The sequence below is a fragment of the Paenibacillus sp. AGC31 genome, from assembly GCF_057334655.1.
The window spans coordinates 58,504-83,983 of the sequence record NZ_JBHFJH010000026.1 but is presented as its reverse complement, the minus strand read 5'-3'; the positions used below and the strand labels follow the sequence as shown (position 1 = coordinate 83,983).

Genomic DNA, 25,480 nt, shown 5'->3' with positions numbered 1-25,480 from the left:
GAATGTCCCCTCCTTCATTATGATGGTCATAAGATCATGCTGAACGGTCATCTGATTTCATTATACCTTGTGAATTTACGTTTGATGAGAGAAAGAAGTTTCACATAACGAAGGAGCAGGGAAATCCTGCTCCTTTTTGATCTTTTTTTAATATGGTCAGGTGGTAGGTCTTATTTAAATTAAATCATCAAGCAATAGATGTAATCGGATGTTTAACGTGCAGAGGGTAGATATGTTCACCATGGGTTCTTACAAATAAACCTTCATTGGTGATCGAACTTTTTAGATCAAGACCCTGATCATCTGGAGTGAAATGAAAGGTTACTCTCTCTGTATCTTCATCTGCAATCTTATCCAAGATATCTTTCATATTCATTTCGTTTAAGCTAACAACGTCGAAGAGCTCAATATGATTGTCTTCTTTCTGATAAATAACAATGACGTTTTCGTTTTCCAAGTAATAAATATCATCACTAAAAACATTCAGGCAATAAAACATGAGTATTCCTTGAGCATGATGGGTGGAGAAATACTGAGAAACAGGTAATCGTTCCGATGCCAATTTTTGAATAAGACGTAAATCCTCCGCGTTAGTTACATTTAGTTTTCGGATATTCGCAGGCTCGGGTGATTTTTTTGCCGTATAATTCATTGAAAAAAGACGTTCTTCCACGGGTTTAAATCCAAACTTGGGGTAAAAATCGAGCACCGATTCATTGGCAAAAAGGTACATGTAATCGTACTTGTTCTCGTATTCCTCTAAAACTTTATTCATTAAATGTGTAGAGAGTCCTTTCCCCCGATAATCAGGATGTGTCATCACCGTACCGATTTGAATCGCTTTTTTCTTCTCACCCTGAATGATGAGCTCAAGGATGTTAACAGAAACGTTGGCAATAACCTGGTCTCCATCGACATATGAATAAGGGATGTAACGCTCGCCCCAGTATCCTTGTTGATACCAATCTTCAAAATTGATCTCAAACGTGTTGACAGCAAGCTCGAAAAAACTCTTGCGCAGTACTTCATTGTTTTTATAATTCTTCATAAATATTAATTCTTGCATGGTATTCTCCCCTTAATCCTCAAAAATGACTATTTGTATAGTTGTACGATCCCGTATTTAACTATGTAAAATATGATTGCAGGTGACAATTCTGCTTATAAGTTGTTGTTGTTGTTGTTGTTTAAGCAGGAGTTGTAACAAGAGAAAGTGGAGTATGATATGGAAAGAGACGCGAGCGAATTCGCGTCTTCTTTTTTGCATGCTTTATAGGATATGTTTAAATGCAATTGCGTCAGTGAACTGTTTTTCACTATTTAAAATCTTGGTCCATTAATTTACGGCAAAATGCACGATTGCACTATATAACATCTTGTTGCGAAAAGGGTCAAACGTTACTTGATGTTGAACTTGCTTCACACGCAGCATTAATGCTTTGTTCATTCCGATTCGTTCTTCGATCGCTCGTTCCAGTTCACGGAAGTCATAAGCCTGTAAGCATTCGACTTTGTCTTTGATCATATCCAGTGAAATTTCCATATCTAATTCAGGCCTCCTTAAAATCTCGATTTGCAGGTTAAAAGCCTGTCGAGCTTCATTTTAGAGGAGCTTTTCCAGTTCGGCAAGAGCAATCGGGCTGAAAATCTAATAAAGACGTGATAAAATCGGGAAAGGGCAATTTCGAGATCATCGAACTTCCGTTAATCTGAAGATCTAATGGAAGTAATAACAGATACTGCTGTTTGAACAAAGTTACATTTGCATGGTATAAGTGAAGAAGAAGCTAGGACACCATAATGTGAATTGCAACGAAAATGCGAATGATCATGTAAATGATAGCAATCAGATGCATGAGTTACGAGTTTTACTATTAATGAGGACAAAGACTGTCCTGGAATGTATAGAGGAGCTTTTGAGATGACAAAGGAAAACTTTTGGCGTGAATTGCCACGACCATTTTTTATTCTGGCACCGATGGAAGATGTGACGGATGTTGTGTTTCGGCATGTCGTAGGTGAAGCGGGCAGACCGGATGTGTTTTTTACGGAGTTTGCGAATACAGAGAGTTATTGTCACCCGGAGGGGCACCATAGTGTGCGCGGGCGTCTGACATTTACAGCGGATGAACAGCCTATTGTGGCTCATATCTGGGGAGATAAACCGGAATTCTTTCGTGAGATGAGTATCGGTATGGCAAAGGAAGGCTTTAAAGGCATCGATATCAATATGGGCTGTCCGGTAGCGAATGTAGCTGAGAATGGAAAAGGAAGTGGATTGATCTGCCGGCCAGCCCTTGCGGCGGAGATTATTCAGGCGGCGAAAGCCGGGGGGCTGCCGGTCAGTGTAAAAACGCGTCTTGGATTTACTGAGGTCGATGAATGGCGCGACTGGTTGACCCATATTTTGCAACAGGACATCGTGAATCTGTCCATTCACTTACGAACGAGAGAAGAAATGAGCAAAGTAGACGCTCACTGGGAACTGATTCCGGAGATTAAGAAACTTCGCGATGAGATAGCGCCTAATACACTGCTGACGATTAATGGGGATATTCCTGACCGTGAAACAGGCCTCAGGCTCGTGGAGCAATATGGTGTGGATGGTATTATGATTGGACGCGGTATTTTCCAGAATCCGTTTGCTTTTGAGAAGGAGCCGAAGGAACACAGCAGTAAGGAATTGCTTGATCTGCTAAGGCTGCATTTGGATCTCCATGATCAATATTCCGAGCTTGACCCACGTTCATTCAGCCCGCTGGCCCGTTTTTTCAAAATCTATGTTCGTGGCTTCCGCGGTGCTAGTGAGCTGAGAAACAGCTTGATGAACGCCAAGACCACTTCTAAAGTACGCGAATTGCTCAATGAGTTTGAAAGTAATGAACAGACCGAGTAGAGTAAGGCGTAATCATGGATACGGAGTATGATTCAGGTAGATTAATAGCAAAAAAAAGAAGCGGTAACTCATCCGCTTCTTTTTTTTTGCTTTGCTGTTTAACGCGTATACGCAGGCTTCTCCATTGCGACCGGTTGAGGATTGGCAAGCACCCATATCACAGCCAACTCGGATAATCTGGCAGGCGCATCAAAATCGTATCCATTGTGAAGTCTGCTGACTAAGTCTGCTGCCTCTTGGAGCAGGGCCGGGGCGAGTGGCGCACCAGTGCCCAGGTGACGAATCAGTGCATCCAGCATCTTGCGATACTCCGCATCCCAGTTTCCACCGCCATTATCCAATACTTCATGGGACACACGTCCTGTGATGCGGATGACCTCTCCCTGCACCGTTTGAGCGTGGCCTTGGGCCGGAATGAGATATTCCCACAGCTCTTGGTGCTGTTTGGTCCAAGTGGTTGCCTTTACATGAATGGGTGAAGTCCCGTCATGCATGATCCGATTCGCTACCGTTTCGACATCAAATAACTGGTACAGTTTGATCAGCGCGTCTGAAACTTCATCGACCTTGTCCTTATTGAACTTCTCACGGACGAATTCAAAATCCTTACCGATCCGCTTCACCGATTCTTTCATATCCGGGGTGACCGATGCTCCGGCATCCAGCAGAATTGCGGCAATCTCTGCCAGATTGACTATATCGCTATTCCTGCAATTGGCTAACCCCTTAGCTAATGGCGTATTTCCCTGTTTATTTTCTACGTTAATAGTAGCGCCTTGGTTTACCAACTCTTGAACCACTTTGGTTCGATACCCATTGACCGCTGCATGTAACGGAGTTTCATTTTGGTAATCCACAGCGTCCAGATCCGCACCTAATTCAAGGAACAGGGGCACATTTCCTGACCAATGTGAGGCATGGGCATGTAAAGGCGTGCGTTGATATTTGTCGCGTGCATTAATATCTGCCCCTTGCGCTACCAGCCAACGAACCAATTCATCCGATATTTGACGAAAGCTGAGGGTCGTACCTTTGCTGTAGCCCCCGCGGGCATCCCATTCGCATTGCTCGAAAACCTCTTTTACGGTTGCGATATCATTATCTTTAACGAGTTTTTCCATATGAGCAGGTAAGGTTGCTTCCTTCGTAGCCATTACACTCTTCCTCTCCTTTGTGAATAACAACGTATGTTCCAATGGTAGGCTATGACGATTTAATAGTAAGTAGATAATTTTCTGCAATTTTATCACATAGGGAAATTTAAAACCAATAACTGGGTTTCTTCCATCGTCAATTTGTTTTGCTATGTTATAATTTAGATGAATGTTGATACTGGAGACGGATTGAAAAATATTTGAAATGATCGCCGCAAATCGTGCGGTAGGCTTTTGATAATAGGAGGATTTATGTCCTGGAGCAAATTGAAGCAACAACTGGAGAGTTTTCTTAGTCCTGCGTTAGTTGGAAGGGTAGAGTACCGTGCTACCAGCTATCGCTATTCACCTGATAAATCAGGCAATTGTTATATTACTGTAGATAAAAAGAATGTACTCAACATGAACGATACAACAACCCCAATCCGATGGTATGAGACAGAGCAGGAGATCAAGAGCGACCCGGAGATTATGATTCCTGTGAGCGATGAAGAGATTGAAGTTATTCGAAAAGATTCCAAAGGACCCATTCCCGAGGATCGTCTTCAAGTCATGGCAAGAAGCAGAAAAATCTCCGTACATGCCAAAGAGCTTTTGCTGGCTCAGACCGCACTCAGTAAATCGAATTTTACGGTTGCAGCTACGACGTATTTATCCACTTCTATAGAGTATAATCTGGAGAGCAAGGATATCTTATTTAATATTCTGGCTTTAATGGATAGACGAGTTGGCAAAAAGCGAATTCTAAACATGTCGGAGCAGGTCAAATTAAAGCATCCAGCGGTACAATATTTTTATGAACTGCGTCGTCGTACGGTGTGAAATTGAATAACGTTCACGGATAGAGGTACACTGTGTCGGTGACGGTTTCACTGAAATCTGTCTAATAAGTGGATATAGCTTTTAACTATAACCAGTTATGGTTTTTAAGTATCCCTTCTAACTGCTCTCAGCATGATATGATCATTGTATACAACGAGGGGGTTTTTTACATGACTGATAAGTTCCAGATCGTAGGAAGTTTATTGCGGCCGGATGAGCTGCTGAAATATAAAACGCAAATTGAACATAATGATGATATCCAATATCCGTTCTATGAAAACTACGAAGGATATGAGAAGTGTGAGACAGAGGCAATCAAACAAGTTGTCGCTAAGGAAATCGAACATAACTTGTCCGTGGTTACCGATGGCGAATTTTCCAAATCGATGTGGCATCTGGACTTTGTATGGGGATTTGGCGGAGTGAAGCGTTACATCGCGGATCATGGCTATTTTTTCAGAGATGTGGACGGAACTTCGAAGTATGAAACACGCAAAGATATTGGACTGCGCATCACTGATAAATTGAGTGGAAAGAACCATCATTTCATTCAATTGTTCCAACAACTGCAAGACACGGCTGGCGAGCAACAAACGAAACTTTGCGTACCGTCTCCTTCCCATATTTTCGGTGAGCTTTCCTGGTCGGATAACATTGGTGGAACGGATGCTGTATATCAAAACATACAGGAACTAAAAGAGGGTCTTGTGATCGCGTATAAGGAATTCGTGGAGGAATTCGCTGCAGTGGGCGGTAAAATTTTGCAATTCGATGATTGCTTGTGGGAACTGTTTGCAGACGACAACCCGAACTCTCCTTTTACAGGGGAAAATATTAATCAAGATGAAGTAAAGGGACTTGCTACCGAATTCATTGATATTAATAATACCGTGATTGACTTTGGTCATAGCCTTGGCTTGAAAATGTGGACACATAACTGCCGCGGCAATTATGATTCCCGCAACATGGGTGGTGGATCGTATGCCAAAATTGCGAATCTGTTCCTGAAGCAATTGAAGTATGACCGTTTCTTCCTGGAGTGGGATGATGATCGTGCGGGTTCAATTGAAGCTCTGGAAGTGTTCAAGGACAGACCTGAAACGGAAATTGTACTGGGTCTGTTGTCATCCAAAACGAGTACACTCGATGATGAAGCGCGCGTTGTCCGTTTGCTGGACGAAGCTTCCAAAATCATCGATAAGGATCGGCTGCTGTTGTCTCACCAATGCGGATTTGCATCCTGCGATGGTGGTAACGAATTAAGCGAAGCTCAGCAATGGGCGAAGATTGATCAGGGGCAGAAGATTGCAAAGCAATATTGGGGCAGTACCGTCTAGGATTTAAGCTGAATGTATTGTGACCTTATAAACACATTGCTCGAACAATAGGTGTTCTGAGCGATAATGAAACGGCGACTTTTCCTCTGGAATCTATCCAGGGAGAAGCCGCCATTTTTGTTGTGGAACGTACACATGGGTACGTTCTCATTTCTATAACTTTTTTAAACTAATGATGAGGCATAGGTATGTCATTCTTTATTTCTGTGATTCACGCTGTGCCAGCCATTCCTTTTTCAACAAAGCATACTGATACGTATTCTCGTATTTCGGTGTGCCGTCCTCATTTTTGACAAATGAAATGAACTCCAAAAAAAGACCTTCCCGGCGCATGCCCAGCTTCTCACACAGTTTCTGAGAACGGAAGTTATCATCCTCGACATAGGCGTACAATCTTCTTATTCCCTGTTCCATAAAGAGGTGCTCAATGAAAGCATTGGCGCTCTCACTGGCGTACCCGTTCCCTTCATATCTGCCATTAAAATTCCAACCAATACTGTACGTATCTGAATTCGAATCCTTATCCGTATCGGAATCCCGATCTTCCCTCATACCAAACAGCTCACCGATCAACTCGTTACTGTCTTTCAGGCAGACCGCGATGTGGGAATCGTCACTGCTTCTTTTTGCGACTGCTGCCGCCGCGTCTTCCAATGTGGAAATTCTTTGATCCATAAAACAATTCACTCTGGGATTTGCCGTGTATTCCAACAGTCCGGCTGCGTCCGTTACGGTGAAATTTCGCAGGCTTAATCGATTGGTTTCAAGTGTTTGCATAAGATGATATACCTCCGGTTTTCATATCAATAGATTGGCTATGATCATGTTGTATCTCTTTTTATTTTACGAGACTCCCTATTAGTACTATAACTGGGTATAACCTTGGGTTTGGCTTTGGTACTGTCTGACCGGGAGAACAATCCCACCAATTTCTCCCTATAGATATAACCGAGTACAAACCCGATTACAGCGATAACAGAAATAATAATGGCGATTGTGTATTGTTGCATATGAATCGTGGACCCTATAACGGTAGATGCGATGATCCATGGCAGACGACCGACGATAAGGATCGTGAAGAACCTAAACGAACTAATCGATGTAAGTGCGGCGACAAATACAAGCATGTCTTTGGGTAAGCCAGGAATTACGAAAAAGATGAATAAAAATGCGGAGAACTTCTTCTCATCATGAATTAACGACATCCACTTATTATTTTTCTTTTTTATTAGTCGTGAAATATAGGTGCGACCGATATAACGGGTGAAATAGAAGGCGATCGCTGAGCCTATAATCAAGCCTATTGTAGTATACAAAGACCCAATTGTAACCCCGTAGATATAACCGCCTGCGACCTGTACCACTTCTCCTGGAATAGGTGCAACCACGATCTGAAGAATCTGGAATAAAATAAACATGACCGGACCCCAATGGCCTGTTGAGTGAATATACGCTCTGAAGTTGTCCATGGAAGACATGATTCTAATAATGGCAGGAGAATAATACACCAGTAGACCAATGGACAACATGATGAACAGACCCAACAATATGTTAATCATTACTTTTTTCGAAGTTTGTGGCATTCCTGACGACCCCTTTGTGTAATAACTTCTACATATTTACAGTATAAGACGAAATTATTAAGAGATACCTACATAACTTCTGAAGAATTCTTAAGTCGATTGTATTTGCTGGTAGTCGCTAATAGCGCATATTATACTGAAATTAGACGGAGGGATCAGATGAGCAAGAAAATTCTAATTGCTGATGATAACAGTGAAATTCGTGAAATTGTAAGGATTTTGTTAGAGAGTGAGAATTATGAAGTGATTGAAGCGATAGATGGTCAAGATGCGATTGATAAAGTGAACGAAGAGACGGATCTCATTATTTTGGATATGATGATGCCCAATAAATCGGGGCTGAAGGCGTGTCTGGAGATTCGTGAAAAAACAAGCGCACCGATCCTGTTTCTCACAGCGAAAACTCAGGACTCTGACAAACAATTGGCCTTTTCCTCAGGCAGTGATGACTTTTTGTCCAAACCCTTTTCCTATACAGAACTTGTTTCGCGGGTGAAGGCCTTACTGCGGAGGTATTATGTTTATCGGGGCAAGGAGAAGACCGAAGAACAGGACCAGATTATCGTTAAGGATCTTACCGTCCATCAGGATTCAAAAACCGTGTTTGTTGGAGAGAAGGAGATTGCTCTAACTGAAATTGAATACCAGATTTTGCTGCTGTTGGCTAAGAAGCGACGAAAGGTGTTTTCGGCAGAAAATATATATGAGAGTGTTTGGGGGCAACCCTATTTTTATACGTGTAATAACACAGTGATGGTTCATATTCGTAACTTGAGAGGCAAACTGGAGGATGACCCGCAGAACCCTAAATATGTGAAGACCGTTTGGGGGAAGGGGTACAAAATTGAATAGATTATTAATCGGAAAAAAGCTGAAGATTAAACTGGTTCTGGCGGTTATCATTTCTTTGGTCATTTCCATAAGTGCACTCGTTATTTTACAAGTTGTTGGCGAGACTGTATTGGATAGTTATTTAAGCAAATCCACTTTTGTAGAGAACAGGCAGCAAGATGCGCTCGATCGATTCGAAGCATTTGTGGATAACCAGAACGTGTCAACCCGTGATCATGAGCAATTGTCTGCTTGGATAAGACATGAGCGCTACTTAAATCTGTATATTTTTGCAAAAGACAAATTGATATTTTCCTCCAACACGGAGATTGATCCTGCCATTAATGAAGAGTTGTTAACTCAATTCGTGCCATCAAAAATACCTATCACCACCATCCATTTTGCGGATCAGGATGCCCAGATATACTTGGTTAGCTTTTATGAGTATCAATATTACAACCTCATTCTGATTATTGGTGTTTTCATAGCGGCCATTGTGTTCATTGTTTCCTTTCTACTGATGATTAATAAGAAAACATCTTATATTGGCGTGCTTGAACAAGAGATCAAAATACTCGAAGGTGGAAATTTGGATTATTCGATTACGATATCGGGAAAGGATGAACTGTCATCTCTGGCCCAGAGTATTGATGAGATGAGGAAATCATTTGTGGAACGGCTGGGCAGCGAGGAGAGGGTCAGGATGGCCAACCGTGAATTGATCACGGCGATTTCCCATGATTTGCGAACGCCACTCACGATTCTATTAGGATATATGGATATCATAGAGCTCAACAAATATAAGACACATGAGGATCTGTTGCAGTATATTCATAATAGCCGGGAGAAGGCCTATCAGATCAAAGTGCTGTCGGACAAACTATTCGAATATTTTACGGTATCCTCCGCCGCTGAAGAAGAGGAAGTAGAATTTGAAATGTATGAGGGCAGAGCGCTTATCGATCAACTCATAGATGAGCAATTAGTGGTTTTGGACGATATAGACGTGCAGGTTCAGACAGATGCACATCATGAGGAGTTTTTGCTGGAAATCAATCTGGTTGCTATGCGTCGCGTAATGGATAACGTATTTTCAAATATTCGAAAATACGCCGATCCAGGGCATCCCGTTCATATCCAGGTTTCTTTGAAGCAACAATGGGTCATTCTTGCGGTGGAGAATAAGATTAAACATGTTGGCAAAAAGAAAGATAGCAACGAAATTGGACTCGTTAGTTGTCAGAAAATGATCCAGCAGCATAACGGGACGTTGACGGTGTCGGAGGAAAAGGATATCTTTTCACTACAGATTATGCTACCTGTCATCATCAACAAACCAACACAGACTCATATATAACGGATCTCTTGAAATGATGCTGAGTGTTCGTGGAATCCATCTTGCTGTCTAATTTTGTTACCTTAGACTGCTGTAGTGGAGAAGCTTGCTAGATAGGCATAGGCGAAAGAACATCGCTCTACCATTCACACTATACAAAAAGAGCCATGCGACAGCATGGCTCTTACATATATCGCGAGAGGGCAAACCTCATGTTTTAAACAACAGGTGGATTCTGTTTCTTGAAATATTGTTCAATTAGAAATGCAAGCATCGGTCCGGGCTCAGCCTTCTGTAATTGAGCCTGATCGCCAAATTCCATGAGATACGGCTGTTCCGTAGTACAAGGAGTCCAATAAGGCATCAGCTTTCCGGTGGAGTCCGAGCCGTTTGGATCACCTGTAGCAATAAAATTGGATAAGTAATTACACATCTGGCGAGCCAGATCATAATGCTTGCCTGTGAAAGGCCGCCAGCATTTGGCAAGTGTTTCGAAGAAAAACCACAGATCAACGGAGTGAAAAGTACCTGGCTGATCCCAGCCCGGAATCTCGGCGTCGAAGTTATAATAGTAGAGAGGCGTGTCAGACGGATGACCGCTGTTCGCGCGGATGGCGAGCAGAATGGCATGTTGGATCATGCGGACCGATGCTTGTTGCAGAGCATGTTCGATTTGACCGGAATCAGCCTCACATAGCTGTAAAAAGGCAGGAGCATCCTCGCCAAACAACTCCACAGCCATCTGCTTCAGTTCTTCCAGATTGGCTGCGGCGGGACGGGTCCAAAATTCGGAAGACGTATGCCCCAGCATTACGGGTATCGCCTCGCGCTCCTGCTGAACAAAACGAGTAAACGGATCGCCTGCGCAGAATTGTTCGTCGATGACGGTTCCCCAGAAGCTTTTGTATTCGAGTGCTTTGTCACGGAGATATTCAGCATCCAGTTGTCTCGCCTCAGCCAGGGAAGATACGCCCAGGAAGCCGAAAAATTCAACCCCTGCTTGCTCTGCACCCCTTAGTGTGGAACGGACAGAAGGCACGCGGACCTTCGGGTACAACTCGGTAGCTATACCGCTCATGATGACGGCTCGTTGGAACAAGCCTTTATTTTGCGGAGAGGCCATCTGGCTGAGTACACTTCCTCCGCCTGCCGACTGTCCGCCGATAGTGATCTGGTCTGGATCACCGCCAAAGGCGGCAATGTTGCGTTTGACCCACTGGGTACCTGCTTGCTGATCGAGATGACCAAAGTTGGCGGGTGCATGTGGGGATTCGGCACTAATCTCAGGATGGCACAGGAAGCCAAAGGCATTCAGTCGATAATTAATCGTCACAACGACAATACCTCTACGAGCGATTCGCTCGCCATCAAATTCCATTTCGGCCGTATGGCCGACTTGCAGGCCCCCGCCAAAATACCAGACAAAAACAGGCAACTTCTCGTCCATACGCTTGGCGGGTGTCCAGACATTCAGATACAGACAATCCTCGTCCATGGGCAGGTCGGGATCAACGGCCCATTCGCGGGTATAGATATTGTTATCATCGATGACTGTTGGGGCTTGCATGGAGATGGGGGCAAAATCAAAAGCTTGCAGTACACCTTCCCAGTTCGACTGCGGCTGCGGAGCGCGCCAGCGGTTCTCACCTACAGGAGGTGCGGCAAAAGGAATTCCCTTGAAGCTGGTAATCCGCGGGTCCGCCGCGGGCAGTCCTTGCACTTGTCCATGTTCTACCGTAACCATTCTAAGCATACAACATTCTCCTCTCTGGATTTAGCGTGTAAGCGTTACCGGACATCTGATCAACGTGGCATTAGAAAGGGGGAATCAAGGTTGAATCCGATTTGGCATGAGAGCAGTAGGGCCAGTAATTTGTATTTTATCAGCGGTGGTCACAAGCCAGCTAACCCTCACCAGTGGGGGCCAGGCGTGCGTGACGTTTATGCGCTGCACTATATTATCCGCGGCCAAGGGACGCTGGAGACGGGCGGCCGCGTTTTTCGGCTCGTTACGGGGGAAAGCTTTATCATATTTCCGCAAAAGGAGATTTACTATTATCCAGACCCGCAAGATCCATGGGAGTACGTCTGGGTGGAATTTAGCGGTGAGGATGCCGGGCGGTTGCTGGGGCTGACACAGCTCTCAGAGGTACAACCCGTGGTGACGGTATCGCCGGAGACATTGCAGCCTTTTTTCCACCTTGCCTGGAACGCGGGTGCATCTTCCTATGAATTACTGCGGGCGGATGCGCGTTTGCGTCTGTTGCTCTCCTACTATATGGAATATTATCCGAAGGAGCCGCAGGTAGAAGCCAAGGATTATGTCTGGCTGGCAAGAAAGTACATCGAGCAGAACTACTGGAAGCCGACATTGACTGTCACGGAGATTGTAAAAGCAGTTAATCTGGAGCGCAGTTATTTGTTTCGTCTGTTTAAGGCAGCAACCGGCAAGTCTGTTTTGGAGTATATTACATCCTGCCGTATCGGGCGCGCCTGTGAACTGCTGAAGACGTCGGGCCTGCCGATCCAATCGGTAGCCTATTCTGTCGGCTACAATGACCCGTTATATTTTTCCAAAGTATTCAAGAAAGCAACTTCACACACGCCAACCGCGTACATGACGCTGCACCGGACCAAGGCATAACGTTAACGGAACAGGGCGCAGTTCCCGGACTCTCGGAAATAACGGATCAGCTTCTCAATAGGCTCACGTCCACAGTTCAGCTTCACTCCTATACAATCGATGCACAGAAATTGCTGGGCAGAGCGCGAGATCAATTTGAGGTAGATGCCCACATCGTCTGAAGAGAGCGGAACCTGACAGGAGGTGCACAGGCGATGTTGGGCCATTTATTTCACCAGTTTGGCACGCACAATTAAACAATCATGTGCTGCGACAACGGGAGCGAAGCGTTCGCGGAATACGCCAAGCTCTTTATGTTCCCAGCAGTCATACAGGGACAGCGCATAACCGGCAGCGTAAGGCAGACCCATATCCCAAAATTGCAAAGACAATTCCCGCTGGCTGTCGCTCAGGTTGAAGAAACCAATAGCCAGGTCACCATCTGTGAGTACCTTCACCAGCATAAATACATCGTCTGTATGAAACCATTGTGGTTCTGGTTTAATGCGGTAAGCTCCGCGTGCTTCTACATCCTGATTGATAGCGATTAGGTCAGGATTCAGGAGAATATCCTTTGTAACCTGGTTAGCCTTACGCACGTCACATCCAATCATTAGCGGTGAACCCATCATGGACCAGAGTGAGAAGTGGGTTTTATATTCGACGTCGTTGCATCCGCCGATGCTGCCAATATAATCATTATTGCTTCCACCGTACATACCAACAATCAGCATATCCATATCGTTATGGCAGAAGGAGCCAGTGTAGCTTTGTTTTCCCAATTGAGACAGGGCAAGTTCCTTCACTGAATCCCAATTGTCACGGATATCGCCAGTGGAGCGGTACATATGAGCGCCCGATTCCCGAATCCAATCGTATACATCGTCGGCTCCCCAGTTGCAGGCGGAGAACAGGATATCGCGTCCGCAGTTTTTGAGCGCAAGGCTCATCCGTTTGTACAGCAGCTCTCCTGAGATATGGCGCGGCTTGAAGCAGTAATCATACTTCAAATAATCAACGCCCCATTCGGCAAAAAGGGCAGCATCCTGGAATTCATGCTCGAAGCTGCCTGGATACCCGGCACATGTATGTGTACCCACGCATGAATACATTCCGAATTTTAGTCCTTTGCTATGGATATAATCGGAAAGCGCTCTCATTCCACTTGGGAATTTATCCGGGTCAGCCACCAGATTACCGCTCGCATCCCGTTCCTTCAGGCTCCAGCAATCATCAATGACAATATACTCGTAACCAGCGGCCAGATAACCTTCCGATACAAACACATCAGCGACATCCCGAATTAATTGTTCGTTAATATCCCACGTAAAGGTATTCCACGAATTCCAGCCCAGGGCAGGGGCAAAGCCTAACACTTGATTGTTGCTCATGCTCTCGCATCCTTCCTCATCTCGGTTTTGTTAACAACACTAAACTGAACATAAACGATGAGTGACGTATCCTGCCATAGGTTAACGTTGCTTGGACATGGACATATGTTGCTCTGCTTGTGCTGGGGGAATCAGCTCTTTCCAATCAGGCTCTCGGCAGGTATTCAGAAGTTGCCGGTAGAAGCATAAGAAAGGAAAAAAGTCCGTCTGCGAAGAAGTTATATCTATCTTTTCAGGGGTCTGTGCGAAACAAGGGTATAGATGTTATGATCGATGATAATGCTCGAACAGGTTGTCAGAGCAACAGGGAAATTTGAATAGCATTCAGTTTTTTAGGAAAAATACTCCAGTGGGGAACCCCTCATACGTAAGGTAGTAATCCCGCCGTAACAATTATGCATATGCCAGAAGGGTTCCAATTGGATAATGTGCGATTTTCCATCGGTTTTTCGTTAAACATAAGTGTCTGTTTGATATGATCAGATATATAATTTATAGGATTGGGAGTGTCACGAAATGAATCTAGATGAAGTGATGCAGGAGTTAGAGGCGCTGGGCAAAGAACGAACGAAAAAAATCTATATTTCCAACGGTGCGAATGAACCATTATTTGGCGTGGCAACCGGGGCGATGAAACCAATGGCGAAGCGGATCAAAAAGGATCAACCTTTGGCAGAGCAACTATATGCAACGGGGAATTATGATGCGATGTACTTTGCTGGCGTGATTGCCGATCCTCAAGCGATGACGGAAGCAGATTTTGACCGTTGGATCGATGCTGCTTATTTTTACATGATCTCTGACTTCATCGTTGCCGTTACGCTGGCGGAGACGGATATTGCTCAAGAAGTTTCGGATAAGTGGATCGCGAGCGGAGATGAGCTGAAAATGTCAGCAGGATGGAGCTGTTACTGTTGGTTGCTCGGCAGTCGAAAGGATGCTGAGTTTTCGGAGAATAAACTGATGGAGATGCTGGAACAGGTGAAAAAGACGATTCACGAATCTCCGGAACGAACCAAATATTCGATGAACAACTTCCTGTATACCGTTGCAACATCCTATCAACCGTTGCACGATCAGGCAGTGGAGACAGCCAAGGCTGTGGGACCTGTCGAAGTGAACAAGGACATGCCCAAGAGCAAGCTGCTGAATGCCTCTGAGAATATCCAAAAGGCAGTGGAAAAAGGGCGGACGGGCTTCAAGCGTAAATATGTAAGATGTTAATGGGAATCACTGTAATAGACTAGAACATCAGGAGATGTAACACATGCAGGAGGTACTCGTATGAACGTAGAGAGTGTCTCCCTTTTTGTGTTGTTATGAATATCACATACTTGGGTAACTGAAATCTAGTAACCGTCAAGCTACAAGTTAGTCAACAAATTTTCTGTCGATCCTTTATACTAATAAAGCCAGAAACATATCTAAGGAGTTGCCAAATACAATATGAATAAAAAAGAAGTCGCGCATATACGCAAGCAGTTTAAACTCGATCATGATCTACTGAATATTTACGATATTCTCAACGTGTATATTACGAAGGAAACCAATGAGGTCTATCACTGGGAGCGTCACCCGTTCGAACTGGTGGACAGAGAGAAGCAGGAGCTGTACATGGGCAATTTCAAAAAATTGCTGACAGGTGATTTGGATCAGAAGTTGTTTGAATTGAAGTTCCAGGAAGCGGCGGAGGACCCGGCACAGGTATTGCTTCACCAGGCTCTGGTAACAGGTGATCCGGATGAATGGCAGGATCTGATGTTGCTACTCGTGGATCGAATGTTGGTGGACACGAAGTTTGAGCGAGATATGGTAGCTACGTTCGTGCGTGGACAGTATTATCTGCCGACCAAGGCTAGAAACGAAGCTACGGAAGAGAGCGAGAAGAATGAGGTGTTCGCCCATCCGTTTATTCTGTGCAGTGTGAATTCCACGGAGAAACAGCGGAAGACACTCTTGTTTGATTACGTGGAGAGAGAATTCAAATACAACATCATTGTCGATCCGATTATCAAATTAAGCACGCCAGAGCAAGGATTCTTGTACCCTAGCGTGACGGACAACTACTCCGATGTGAATCGTGTACTGTATTGTACAGGGAAATCCAATTTCCCGGATCCACATTTTGTTGAAAATGTATTGAATGGAGAAAGATCCGTAACCGCACTGGAAGAACGGGCGATCTTCGAAGATATCGTCAAGGAAGTGGCCGGTGAACAGCTCGATTCAGCCACCATTGCACATGTATACGAGGAGATCAACCGAGTCATCGAGATTAACGAAGAGTCCCATGAGGAAGAACCTCCAAAGCTGGATTATAAAGATCTGGAACGTGTACTGACCGCAAGCGGTATAGAGGATCTGACAACGGAGAAAGTAGAACGTGCCTTCGAAACCATCGTTGATAACAAGAACTATGAGATGAAAGCGACAAGTGTTATGCCGAAGTTTACGTCCAAGTCTATTAAGATTGAGACCAAGGTTGCTACGATTTCGGTTAGCCCGCAAGACCTGAGATATGTGAAGCAGGTGAATTATCAGGGCAGACGTTGCATCATGATTGAAGTGGACGAAGATGTCGTGATTGAAGGCTTTACCCTTAATACAGAAAAACTTATAAATGAGTAATTGATTCTAGACAATGATGATGTAAAATCATCCTGCAAGGACGAATGAACGTCCATCTATTGCAAAAAGCCCAAGCCTAAAGCAACACTGAATTGTTCCCTGTCATAGTAGACCTTAGAAGACTACGATAGGAGCAGTTCAGTATGCCAAGGCATGGGCTTTTTTGCTGTTTCATGATTGTCGCAACAGTTGTTTGATATCCGCTGCCGGACTGGAGCCAAGCTCCTCTTGGAGCAATTCCTCCAGTACCAGATACTGGCGCTGCGCTTCGGTTCTTCGTCCAAGCGACAGATACAACAGGATGATCTCACGATGAATATCTTCCCGAATCGAATCAATCTGGAGAATACGTTCAAAATAATACAGCGCCCGTAACGGCTCGCCTGCCTTCGCATGATAGTGGGCAGCAGTTTCCATCGTCATGATGAAATCCAGTTCCAGCTGTCTGGACCACGCGAAAGCCCACTCATAATGCCTTCCTTTCAGAAGTTCACCCGTATACAACGTGTCCATCCGCTCGAAGAGCTCGGGGCGATGTGCCGATGCCTGACGCATCTGCCGGAACAAAGCCTCGAACTCGTACAGATCACAGTTAATCGCTTCCCGGTCGATACGGATACCGTTTCTGTCCTTGAGAATGATCGGCACGTCACTGTTATCACCGATGGCACGTCGCACATAGTACAGTGTGGAATTGATGTTGGTCCAGGCTTTCTGCGGACTGAGGTCCTTCCACAACGTATCGGCCAAGGCATCGCGGGTAGTCGATTTGGTATACAGCAAGAATGCAAGTAACTCTTCCGTCTTGGGCGTTCTAAGCTTGATGGGACTGTCTGATCCGGCACCGCCAAACACAGTGAATTCACCGAACAGACGAACGTTCAGTTTGGGTACAGGTACCGCTAATTCAGGTGTTGTCACGGACTTGTGAAGCTTTTCCTGCAATCGCTTGATGCTGCGGTTCAGTCGCTCAGCCGTGACCGGCTTGATGACGTAATCGATCACTTCTTTGTCGAAAGCCTGCACTGCATATTCCTCATAACCGGTCACTAGCACAATGGGAAGCGAAGGGTGATGTTTACGCAATTCACCAATGAGTTGCATACCCGAGATGCGAGGCATCGTAATGTCCAGAAATGCCGCATCGATGCTATTCTCTGCCGCATATTCACAGGCTTCCTCCGGGTCATGAAATGCACGAGATACCTCAACTTCTCCGCTTTCTGTCAAAATACGATTCAGTCGCTTCAGCGACAAATCCTCATCATCCACGATGATGACTTTCATCATGATTCATAACCCCCATTCCCATCTGTGCTTAGACGTTGATTTGGAAGATCAAATGTAATCCGCGTTCCCTCGCCGTCCAGACTTTCCATCTGAAGGTGTCTGCCATACAGCAGGTTCAACCGGCTGGAAATATTCCATAGGCCAACACCTTTACTGCCGTCTGTGGATTGCCGAATTTCGTCCATCCGTTGCTTGGTTATGCCGATTCCGTTGTCCTCGATGGTGAAACGTGTTTCCGTATCATTCAGATTGCGGATAGATAACATGACCCGGCCACCGCGAATGCTGGACATCAGCCCATGCCGAATCGCATTTTCGATCAGGGGCTGTAACGTGAGCGGTGGAATGTCCATGTTCCGGTTCACGTCCGCATCCACGTCGATAATGACCTCCAACCTTGAGCCAAAGCGGGCTTGCTCAATCGCTACGTATGCCTCGATCATCTCCAGTTCGTTCATCAAGCTGGTTTTTGAGTCCAGATGTTTAAAGTGCACACTGCGTCTTAAGTAACTCGATAATTGCAAAATCAATTGTTCTGCCCGATTCGGCGCATCCACGCACAATTCGGCAATGGCATTCAGGGCGTTATACAGAAAGTGTGGGTTCATCTGTGACCGCAAAAAGGATATTTCCGCATCTCGCGCAGCTTGGACGGATGTTTTCATCCGAGTCAAACCGCCGATCCGTGCCAGCAGTTCCTCCGATTCGAACGGCTTGGATACAAAATCATTGGCGCCTTTCTCCAAGGCCAGCTTCAATTGATTAGCTTTATTGCTCGCCGTCAGCATGAGTACAGGCAACTCGGAAGGGGAGAAGCGCTCCCTGATCCGTTCCAGCAATTCGTAACCTGACATGTCGGGCATCATGATATCAGCAATGACGAGATGCACAGTAGGTAGCTTGTCCAGCAGCTCCAGTACGGAAGGGGAGCTTGAAGTGACCGCATAACTGTATCCTTCCAGCTTCAAGAGATTAACAATCGTCTGCAAATTAGCTGAGTCGTCATCCACAACGATGATCCATTCATCTTTATTCCCTTGTACAATCGTTGGTTCTTCGAACCGGAGTAGCCGATGACCAGGACCTGTAGGAGCGATGGTAAGCGGCATGACGTTGGAACGTTTCTCTCCTTTTTTCTCTGCCAGCGGGAACGTCAGGATGAACGTGGCACCCATGCCGGGTGCTGATTCCGCATGAATGCTTCCCCCATGTAACTCGACCAGCTTGCGCGTAATGCTCAGTCCTAGACCGGTGCCTCCAGCAACGACTGGCCCCGTGTCTGCTTCCTGCTCGAACGGCAGGAAGATATGCTCCAGCTTGTCCGTACCGATACCACGTCCGGTATCCACAATGCGTATTTCCGCTTTGCCTTGCACAATCGCAGCTTTGATACTTACCGTGCCACGTTCCGTGAACTTAACTGCATTGCCGATCAGATTATGCAAAATCTGAATCAGTCGATTGCCGTCTGCATGGATCGGCGGGAAATGCACCGGGATGCGGTTGATAAGCTCCACCTTTTTCGCGCCAAGCAGGAAGGAGTGCATACGCATGACCGATTCGACAAACGAGTACAGGTCGGTCGAAGACCGGTGGAGCGGGATGTCGCCATGTTTCATTTTCGAATAATCCAGCAATTCATCGACCAGATAGGTTAATCGTCTGCCACTTCCCGTCACGATCGCCAGATTGTGCGCTTGCTCATCGGTAAGGGGACCTTCTGCGCCTTTAAGTAGGCTTTCACTGATGTTAACAATCGCGTTCAGCGGTGTTTTGAGCTCATGCGAAGTATTGGACAGGAAGTCATCCTTCACTTTGTCGAGTAAGAGCAGCTGATCTTTGAGCGTGCGGACCGTACGATAGGCCTCAAAGAACCGAAGCACCGCCAGAAACAGCATCAGGATGCTGAACAGGACAATGGAAGCCTGCCCGATATTCATGTTTTCCTTGAGCGAGATCGAGAAGAGATTAATGTCCAGACAGTACAGCATGATGCTTAAGAGGGCTGCGTACCACAGAAAAGTAGACAGCCGTTCGCCCTTCTCACTGGTTAGGAACTGTTTTGCACATTGATACAGCAACCAGAGCAGCATCAACGTGTACATAACGACGACGTAAGGTGCAGCCAGCCCATAGATGGAAATAGGCAGGAACGCGACCATGCATAAGTATGCTCCGAAGATGATCAGGATCACCGCCGTGAGCATACCGGACAGGATGCCTGTTTTGAATCGGTAGAAGTAAAAGGTTAACAGACCCAGACATGCCACAGAGCAGAAATCTTTTAATTTATAGAGTGTGCTAAAGGAAATTTCCGTGCCCGCCATGGATAACACACGTTCGCTGATCATGCCGTTATAGAGTGCATACAGCAGACAGATTAGACCAATCAGCAGCAGGGAATCGTCCCTGTTTCGGTAGAGTGCAGACCCCAGGTAACTGATGAGGAATATGATCGAAATGGTACCCAGTACAGCAAGCGTGCCGAATTCGATAGCTGTGTTGAATTGATGTTTTTTCAGCATGGCTGCTTGTTCGCCGAAAAAGAGTGGACCTGGAATGCCAGAGTCCGTGTAATCATAATTAGCCACCCGGATCAAAATCTCAATGTCACCGCCATGATAGGGGAAAAAGCCAATCTGGGGGGAGTTGCCTGGTCGGTAACCTGCGGATTTTGCCACGGCATGCCCGTCTTCCAGCAGCTTGTTGCCATTGATGTAGATTTCACTGGCAAAACGAATGTTCATTTTTTTGATCGCCAGCGTTCCTTCAACAGGTGCATTACGCAGCACTAGTCGATACGTGGCGAATCCGTGGGTAGGCAGCCGTTCACCATCCACTTTAAGTCGATTCCAGGAGCCGGGAACGGTTGCATAAGTGTCGGGTGCTTTCGTTGGACCAGCCTGATGCGATGTTGCAGATTCGTCAGGAAGCAATTGCTCCCAGTAAAATTCCCACTCCCCGTCCAGCTTGATCCGCTCGTCTTGTTCAGGGTTCCAGGCCGAGAGATCCAGAACACCTTGACGGGCATGAAGCGCAGCAGATTGTGGTTCTCTGATCGTTGACAGCAGCAGTACGGTAATGGCAAGTACAACAGTCAGGACAACGCCTGAAATTTTTAATAACACGAAATGCTGCTCCTTTAGAGATTGTTCAATCCTTTGGTAGCTTCGGACAAAATCTCTTGTATTCTATCGGCATTGTAGCGAATATCTCTGGGGGGCGCAATCACATTTCGACAAATTCCTTCATACCCACCCTGTAAATTCCAATATCGACGCTTTTGCAGACTGTGCTTCTGTATGAGCCCCTTTGCGCCAGGCTTTGGGTGATTCTCCCATCAGTTTGGCGAAGCAGCGGTTAAAGCTGGAGATGGATCGGAAGCCAACTTGCTCGGAGATGGACAGAATGGAGGCCTCCGTGCTTTTCAATCGCTTGCATGCCTCTTCAATCCGGGTACTGTTCAGAAAATCGAGCGGCGTGGTTCCCATAATTTCATGGAACTTGCGGCGAAAATGCGTTGTACTCAGATGACATAGTTCAGCGAGGTAATCGATGGTCACAGGCATCATATAGTTTTTGGTGATAAACTCCAGCACGGGTGAGATGACCAAGTCACCTTGGAGGTCTCTTTCCCGTTCCTGTTCCTGAGATGACAAGCGCTCGCTGTTCGCATGAATGCGAAGCAGTTCGATATATAGAGACATCAACAAGCCGTACGCGCTCTCCCGATAGTAGGGGGACTGCTGCTTCATTTCTTCAACGATTGAAGTTGCGAGCATATGAATTTTGGGATGCTGTTCCTTATTCAGAATGCAATTGGTTCCCTGAATCGCCCATAGATTCGGTTCAATGTGAGTTTGTGCTGTTTTGAGCGAATGACGGAAGAGTTCTTCCGGTGAAAAAAAGATATAGGCCCACAGGCTGGCGTTATTAGGCGAACTGTATGTGGTATGCGGAAGATAGCGGGGAATGAACGTGACATCGCCTGCCCGAAAAGGCACAGATTCTCCTTTAATCTCCATGATTCCTCCATCGGAATAACAGATGCCAATCTCCATGTGGTTATGGAAATGAAGATGCTCACTCTTGATATCGGATATTCTCCAGCGGTCTCCACTGAGTAACAGGACGGGGAAATCAATGGGCAGGCTGTAGTGACGATATTCAATGACCGGTTTCTTCGGTTTGGGCATTTTCGAGGACTCCTATGTATAAATGATTGAAATTGCGCAGTTTTGTTATGAATATGCTTAGAATGAGACTATTTTACTGCGTACAATGGAATAAGTAAAGCGTTTACAAAAATGGACGGACACCTCTCAGGGCGCACTTGGGGGCGTGTGCGCCCTGAGAGGGGAATAACAATGCTTCAAGTGAAATATGACAGGGAACAGATTCTACACGTAATCGAGAACGTTACCAAGAAAACACTGGATATGGATCTGACATGGGATTGGCCCGGTGGAGTGGCTTATTATGGCGTATCCAGAGCCTATCAAACGACAGGCAACCAAGAGATTCTGGACAGGCTGGTGAAATGGGCAGACGAATATATCGAGCTGGGTCTGCCAAGTTGGACGGTAAATACATGTGCCATGGGCCATGTGCTCATCACTTTATATGAAGAAACCGGGGATCAGAAATATTGGGATATTGTCCTCAGCAAGGTTGATTATCTCCAGAATCATGCACTTCGCTTTGGAGACAATGTGCTTCAGCATACGGTATCCGTTTCCAATGATTTTCCGGAACAGGCTTGGGCGGACACCTTGTTTATGGCGGCATTTTTCCTGCTTCGCGTAGGTAGCAAATTAAAAGATGAACCCATGATTCAGGATGCACTGAATCAGTATTACTGGCATATCAAATACCTGCAAGATCCGAGCAGCAGTCTGTGGTATCACGGTTATAACAATATCAACAAGGACCACATGTCCGGATTTTACTGGGGCAGAGCGAATGCTTGGGGAGCCTATACGATGTCTCAGGTGAAGCCGCAATTGAACGACTGGTATTTGTATCCGCAGTGTATGGATGTAGAATGTGCACTTCGCGATCAATTGGCGGCTCTCAAGCTGGTGCAGACCGAGAATGGCTTGTGGCGTACGGTTCTGGATGACGAAGATTCGTATGAAGAGGTGTCAGCCTCCGCTGGTATTGCAGCAGCCATGATCAATAATGGCAATCCACTGCATACCAAATACGTGCAAAAGGCATTGGAAGGCATCCTGAACAACATTAGCGAAGATGGACGGGTGCTTGGTGTATCTGGCGGTACGGCGGTGATGAAGGATCGGGATGGCTATCGCAATATACCAAAAGACTGGATTCAGGGCTGGGGTCAGGGCCTGGCACTCGCTTTTCTGTCCGATATGTTGAGATAGGGAGGGAACCCAATTGTCCAAATTAACCAAAGGCTCCTTTACACTACCGGGAGAATCCGGTTATGAAGCACTGACGCTTGAACTTGCCAACCGCTGGGGTGCCGATGTGATCCGTGACAGTGACGGTACAAAATTGTCCGATGAGATTATCAATGCCGGATACGGCATCTATTCAACCATTTGCATTATTCGGGATCATAATGAGTGGGCATCCCGTAATCTGGATAAACTGCAGCAATGTTTTCTCATTACCAATCCCAAGGTCGCTGTCCAAGATTATGTATCCATCTATCTGATGGAGGACTTCTTTGCTGAACAATTCAGGGTGAATGATTCCAAAGAAGCGTTTAAATATTGGCAGGTGTACGACCGAACGACTGGGGAACAGGTACCTAGAGGACAGTGGAATTATGAAAGGGAATCTGGCAATGTTGTCATTACCGGCGTTTCTCCTTGGCATAAATACACGGTGAGTTTCATGGTTTACCGGATCTGGGAAGAGATTTCCATGTACAATCATACAACGAATAATTGGGACAAAGAGCATCTGATGCAGATTGACCCGATCTATACGGACACCCAAACCTATCTGCAGGATTGGATGGAAAAGTGGTGCCAAAACCACCCGGAAACAACCGTTGTACGTTTTACGTCCCTATTTTATAACTTCGCCTGGATCTGGGGCAGTGATGAGCGGAATCGCCATCTGTTCTCGGATTGGGGTTCATACGATTTTACCGTAAGTTCGAGAGCGCTGGATCTGTTTGCTCAAAAATATGGGTACTCACTCTCCGCCGAGGACTTTGTAAATGGCGGTAAATATCAGGTCACTCACATGCCTGCGGATCAGCGAAAGCTGGATTGGATGGCATTTATCAATGATTTTGTCATTGAATTCGGTAAAAAGTTGATTGATATTGTCCACAAGCATGACAAGCTGGCGTATGTCTTCTATGATGACAGCTGGGTAGGCATGGAGCCGTACAATGATCGCTTTGAGGAGTTTGGATTCGACGGCATGATCAAATGTGTGTTCTCCGGTTACGAGGCAAGAATGTGCTCAGGCGTTAAGGCTAATACCCATGAGATTCGCTTGCATCCCTACTTGTTCCCAGTCGGCTTAGGTGGGCTTCCTACCTTCAAGGAGGGCGGAGACCCTACCCTGGATGCGAAGAAATATTGGATTAATATCCGGCGTGCACTGCTGCGGGAGTCGATCGACCGGATTGGACTAGGTGGATATTTGCATCTGGTGGAGCCTTACCCGGACTTTGTGGATTATATCGAGAAGATCGCCCATGAATTCAGGGAAATGAAAGAGCTGCATCAAGAGGGAAAACCATATCAGATCAAAACAAAGGTAGCCGTTCTGCATAGCTGGGGCAAGTTAAGATCGTGGACCTTGTCCGGACATTTTCATGAAACGCATATGCATGATCTGATTCATGTGAATGAGGCATTAGCCGGGGTGCCTGTTGACGTGCAGTTTATTGATTTTGATGATATTCGTCAGGGCGCATTGAAGGATGTAGATGTTGTCATTAATGCCGGTTCCGCTGGTTCTGCCTGGAGTGGTGGAGTGCACTGGAAAGACCACCAATGTGTAGACATTCTGACCCAGTGGGTGCATGAGGGTGGTACCTTTATTGGCATTAACCAGCCTTCGGCAATGGACGGGTACGACAGCTTTTTCAGAATGGCTCATGTGCTTGGGGTGGATGAGGATACAGGCGCCAGAGTTGTTCATGGAAAATGGTCGTACGATACTCACGATGAGCATGGGTTGTTGCCTGAGGGGGCCAGCATACTTCCGAAAAATAACATTTATCTGACTGATGGATCAGCAGCTGTTGTGAGTGAAACGGATGGTCAGATCTCACTGTCCACACATGCTTTTGGAAAAGGAAAAGGGATCTATCTGCCTTCCTTCGAATTCAGCTGGGAAAATACAAGACTACTTCTGAATTTGATTCGATTTGCGGGCAATGAATTCCATGAAACAAAGTACATCACGGATAACTTGTATACCGAGTGCGCTTACTATCCTGAGAGCAACATATTGGTTGTGATCAATAATAGCGATCAGGTTCAGTCCACAACGATCAATACAGAGCATGGAAAACAGACCGTGGAATTGGACCCGTATGATACGGTGATCACCAAAATTGGTTTAACAAAATCGGTATCCCCATAGAATAATGA

Annotated in this window: 21 protein-coding genes; 10 read left to right on the top strand and 11 right to left on the bottom strand. The window is 45.8% G+C overall.

All coding sequences use genetic code 11. The features are described from left to right. Positions 1-187: 187 nt before the first annotated feature. Both ACE04G_RS11525 and ACE04G_RS11520 read right to left on the bottom strand, forming a co-directional pair. A complete protein-coding gene (locus ACE04G_RS11525; RefSeq protein WP_339306835.1) occupies positions 188-1,066 on the bottom strand; it encodes a GNAT family N-acetyltransferase in 879 nt (292 codons plus the stop codon). A gap of 270 nt (positions 1,067-1,336) precedes the next feature. Then, the gene (locus ACE04G_RS11520; protein ID WP_076329555.1) at positions 1,337-1,543 is read right to left on the bottom strand and encodes a DUF2536 family protein; all 207 of its coding nucleotides are present in this window, start codon (positions 1,541-1,543) and stop codon (positions 1,337-1,339) included. A 378-nt stretch (positions 1,544-1,921) separates the two neighbouring features. Between ACE04G_RS11520 and ACE04G_RS11515 the strand changes: the two genes are divergently transcribed. Then, positions 1,922-2,896, top strand: a complete 975-nt coding sequence (locus ACE04G_RS11515) for a tRNA dihydrouridine synthase (protein WP_339306837.1) — start codon at positions 1,922-1,924, stop codon at positions 2,894-2,896. A gap of 98 nt (positions 2,897-2,994) precedes the next feature. Here the strand turns inward: ACE04G_RS11515 and ACE04G_RS11510 are convergent, their stop codons facing one another. Then, positions 2,995-4,050: an ankyrin repeat domain-containing protein gene (locus tag ACE04G_RS11510; RefSeq protein WP_339306839.1), complete on the bottom strand. Its 1,056-nt coding sequence runs from the start codon at positions 4,048-4,050 to the stop codon at positions 2,995-2,997. Between the two features lie 252 nt (positions 4,051-4,302). On the opposite strand from ACE04G_RS11510, the gene ACE04G_RS11505 reads away from it, so the two are divergent. Next, positions 4,303-4,872, top strand: a complete 570-nt coding sequence (locus ACE04G_RS11505; protein ID WP_221818743.1) for an SF0329 family protein — start codon at positions 4,303-4,305, stop codon at positions 4,870-4,872. Positions 4,873-5,042: 170 nt separating this feature from the next. Next, entirely contained in the window at positions 5,043-6,209 is a 1,167-nt protein-coding gene (locus ACE04G_RS11500) for a cobalamin-independent methionine synthase II family protein (protein WP_076253801.1), read from the top strand. A gap of 198 nt (positions 6,210-6,407) precedes the next feature. Here ACE04G_RS11500 and ACE04G_RS11495 read toward each other — a convergent pair whose 3' ends face one another. Both ACE04G_RS11495 and ACE04G_RS11490 read right to left on the bottom strand, forming a co-directional pair. Continuing rightward, a complete protein-coding gene (locus ACE04G_RS11495) occupies positions 6,408-6,986 on the bottom strand; it encodes a GNAT family N-acetyltransferase (RefSeq protein ID WP_221818744.1) in 579 nt (192 codons plus the stop codon). Between the two features lie 44 nt (positions 6,987-7,030). Then, positions 7,031-7,792, bottom strand: coding sequence for a TVP38/TMEM64 family protein (locus tag ACE04G_RS11490; RefSeq protein ID WP_449003605.1), 762 nt, complete (start codon positions 7,790-7,792; stop codon positions 7,031-7,033). Between the two features lie 159 nt (positions 7,793-7,951). Here ACE04G_RS11490 and ACE04G_RS11485 point away from each other — a divergent pair, with 159 nt between their 5' ends. Both ACE04G_RS11485 and ACE04G_RS11480 read left to right on the top strand, forming a co-directional pair. Continuing rightward, the gene (locus ACE04G_RS11485) at positions 7,952-8,644 is read left to right on the top strand and encodes a response regulator transcription factor (RefSeq protein ID WP_076253798.1); all 693 of its coding nucleotides are present in this window, start codon (positions 7,952-7,954) and stop codon (positions 8,642-8,644) included. After that, the gene (locus tag ACE04G_RS11480) at positions 8,637-9,980 is read left to right on the top strand and encodes a sensor histidine kinase (protein ID WP_449003604.1); all 1,344 of its coding nucleotides are present in this window, start codon (positions 8,637-8,639) and stop codon (positions 9,978-9,980) included. The genes ACE04G_RS11485 and ACE04G_RS11480 overlap by 8 nt, the downstream gene beginning before the upstream one ends. A 196-nt stretch (positions 9,981-10,176) precedes the next feature. On the opposite strand, the gene ACE04G_RS11475 is transcribed toward ACE04G_RS11480, so the two are convergent. After that, entirely contained in the window at positions 10,177-11,712 is a 1,536-nt protein-coding gene (locus ACE04G_RS11475; protein ID WP_449003603.1) for a carboxylesterase/lipase family protein, read from the bottom strand. 81 nt (positions 11,713-11,793) lie between these two features. Between ACE04G_RS11475 and ACE04G_RS11470 the strand changes: the two genes are divergently transcribed. After that, complete coding sequence (locus ACE04G_RS11470) at positions 11,794-12,603, top strand: AraC family transcriptional regulator (protein ID WP_449003602.1); 810 nt, start codon at positions 11,794-11,796, stop codon at positions 12,601-12,603. Between the two features lie 2 nt (positions 12,604-12,605). Here the strand turns inward: ACE04G_RS11470 and ACE04G_RS11465 are convergent, their stop codons facing one another. Both ACE04G_RS11465 and ACE04G_RS11460 read right to left on the bottom strand, forming a co-directional pair. Further along, positions 12,606-12,809, bottom strand: a complete 204-nt coding sequence (locus ACE04G_RS11465) for a hypothetical protein (RefSeq protein WP_074093540.1) — start codon at positions 12,807-12,809, stop codon at positions 12,606-12,608. Next, positions 12,810-13,973, bottom strand: coding sequence for a glycoside hydrolase family 27 protein (locus tag ACE04G_RS11460; RefSeq protein WP_449003601.1), 1,164 nt, complete (start codon positions 13,971-13,973; stop codon positions 12,810-12,812). It lies immediately after the preceding gene. Positions 13,974-14,489: 516 nt separating this feature from the next. On the opposite strand from ACE04G_RS11460, the gene ACE04G_RS11455 reads away from it, so the two are divergent. After that, on the top strand, positions 14,490-15,197 hold the full coding sequence (locus ACE04G_RS11455; RefSeq protein WP_449003600.1) for a DNA alkylation repair protein: 708 nt from the start codon (positions 14,490-14,492) through the stop codon (positions 15,195-15,197). A 222-nt stretch (positions 15,198-15,419) separates the two neighbouring features. Next, positions 15,420-16,601, top strand: a complete 1,182-nt coding sequence (locus tag ACE04G_RS11450; protein WP_036668338.1) for a DUF4317 domain-containing protein — start codon at positions 15,420-15,422, stop codon at positions 16,599-16,601. Positions 16,602-16,772: 171 nt separating this feature from the next. Here ACE04G_RS11450 and ACE04G_RS11445 read toward each other — a convergent pair whose 3' ends face one another. The 3 genes from ACE04G_RS11445 to ACE04G_RS11435 form a co-directional block, all read right to left on the bottom strand. Next, a complete protein-coding gene (locus tag ACE04G_RS11445) occupies positions 16,773-17,891 on the bottom strand; it encodes a response regulator (protein ID WP_449003599.1) in 1,119 nt (372 codons plus the stop codon). After that, positions 17,888-21,019, bottom strand: a complete 3,132-nt coding sequence (locus tag ACE04G_RS11440; protein WP_449003598.1) for an ATP-binding protein — start codon at positions 21,017-21,019, stop codon at positions 17,888-17,890. Before ACE04G_RS11440 ends, ACE04G_RS11445 begins: the two co-directional genes overlap by 4 nt. 120 nt (positions 21,020-21,139) lie before the next feature. Further along, the gene (locus ACE04G_RS11435; protein WP_449003597.1) at positions 21,140-22,087 is read right to left on the bottom strand and encodes a helix-turn-helix domain-containing protein; all 948 of its coding nucleotides are present in this window, start codon (positions 22,085-22,087) and stop codon (positions 21,140-21,142) included. Positions 22,088-22,258: 171 nt separating this feature from the next. Between ACE04G_RS11435 and ACE04G_RS11430 the strand changes: the two genes are divergently transcribed. Together ACE04G_RS11430 and gnpA are read left to right on the top strand one after the other, a co-directional pair. Continuing rightward, a complete protein-coding gene (locus tag ACE04G_RS11430) occupies positions 22,259-23,278 on the top strand; it encodes a glycoside hydrolase family 88/105 protein (RefSeq protein ID WP_237178093.1) in 1,020 nt (339 codons plus the stop codon). A 13-nt stretch (positions 23,279-23,291) separates the two neighbouring features. Continuing rightward, entirely contained in the window at positions 23,292-25,472 is a 2,181-nt protein-coding gene (gene gnpA / locus ACE04G_RS11425; RefSeq protein ID WP_449003596.1) for a 1,3-beta-galactosyl-N-acetylhexosamine phosphorylase, read from the top strand. The last annotated feature ends 8 nt before the right edge of the window (positions 25,473-25,480 follow it).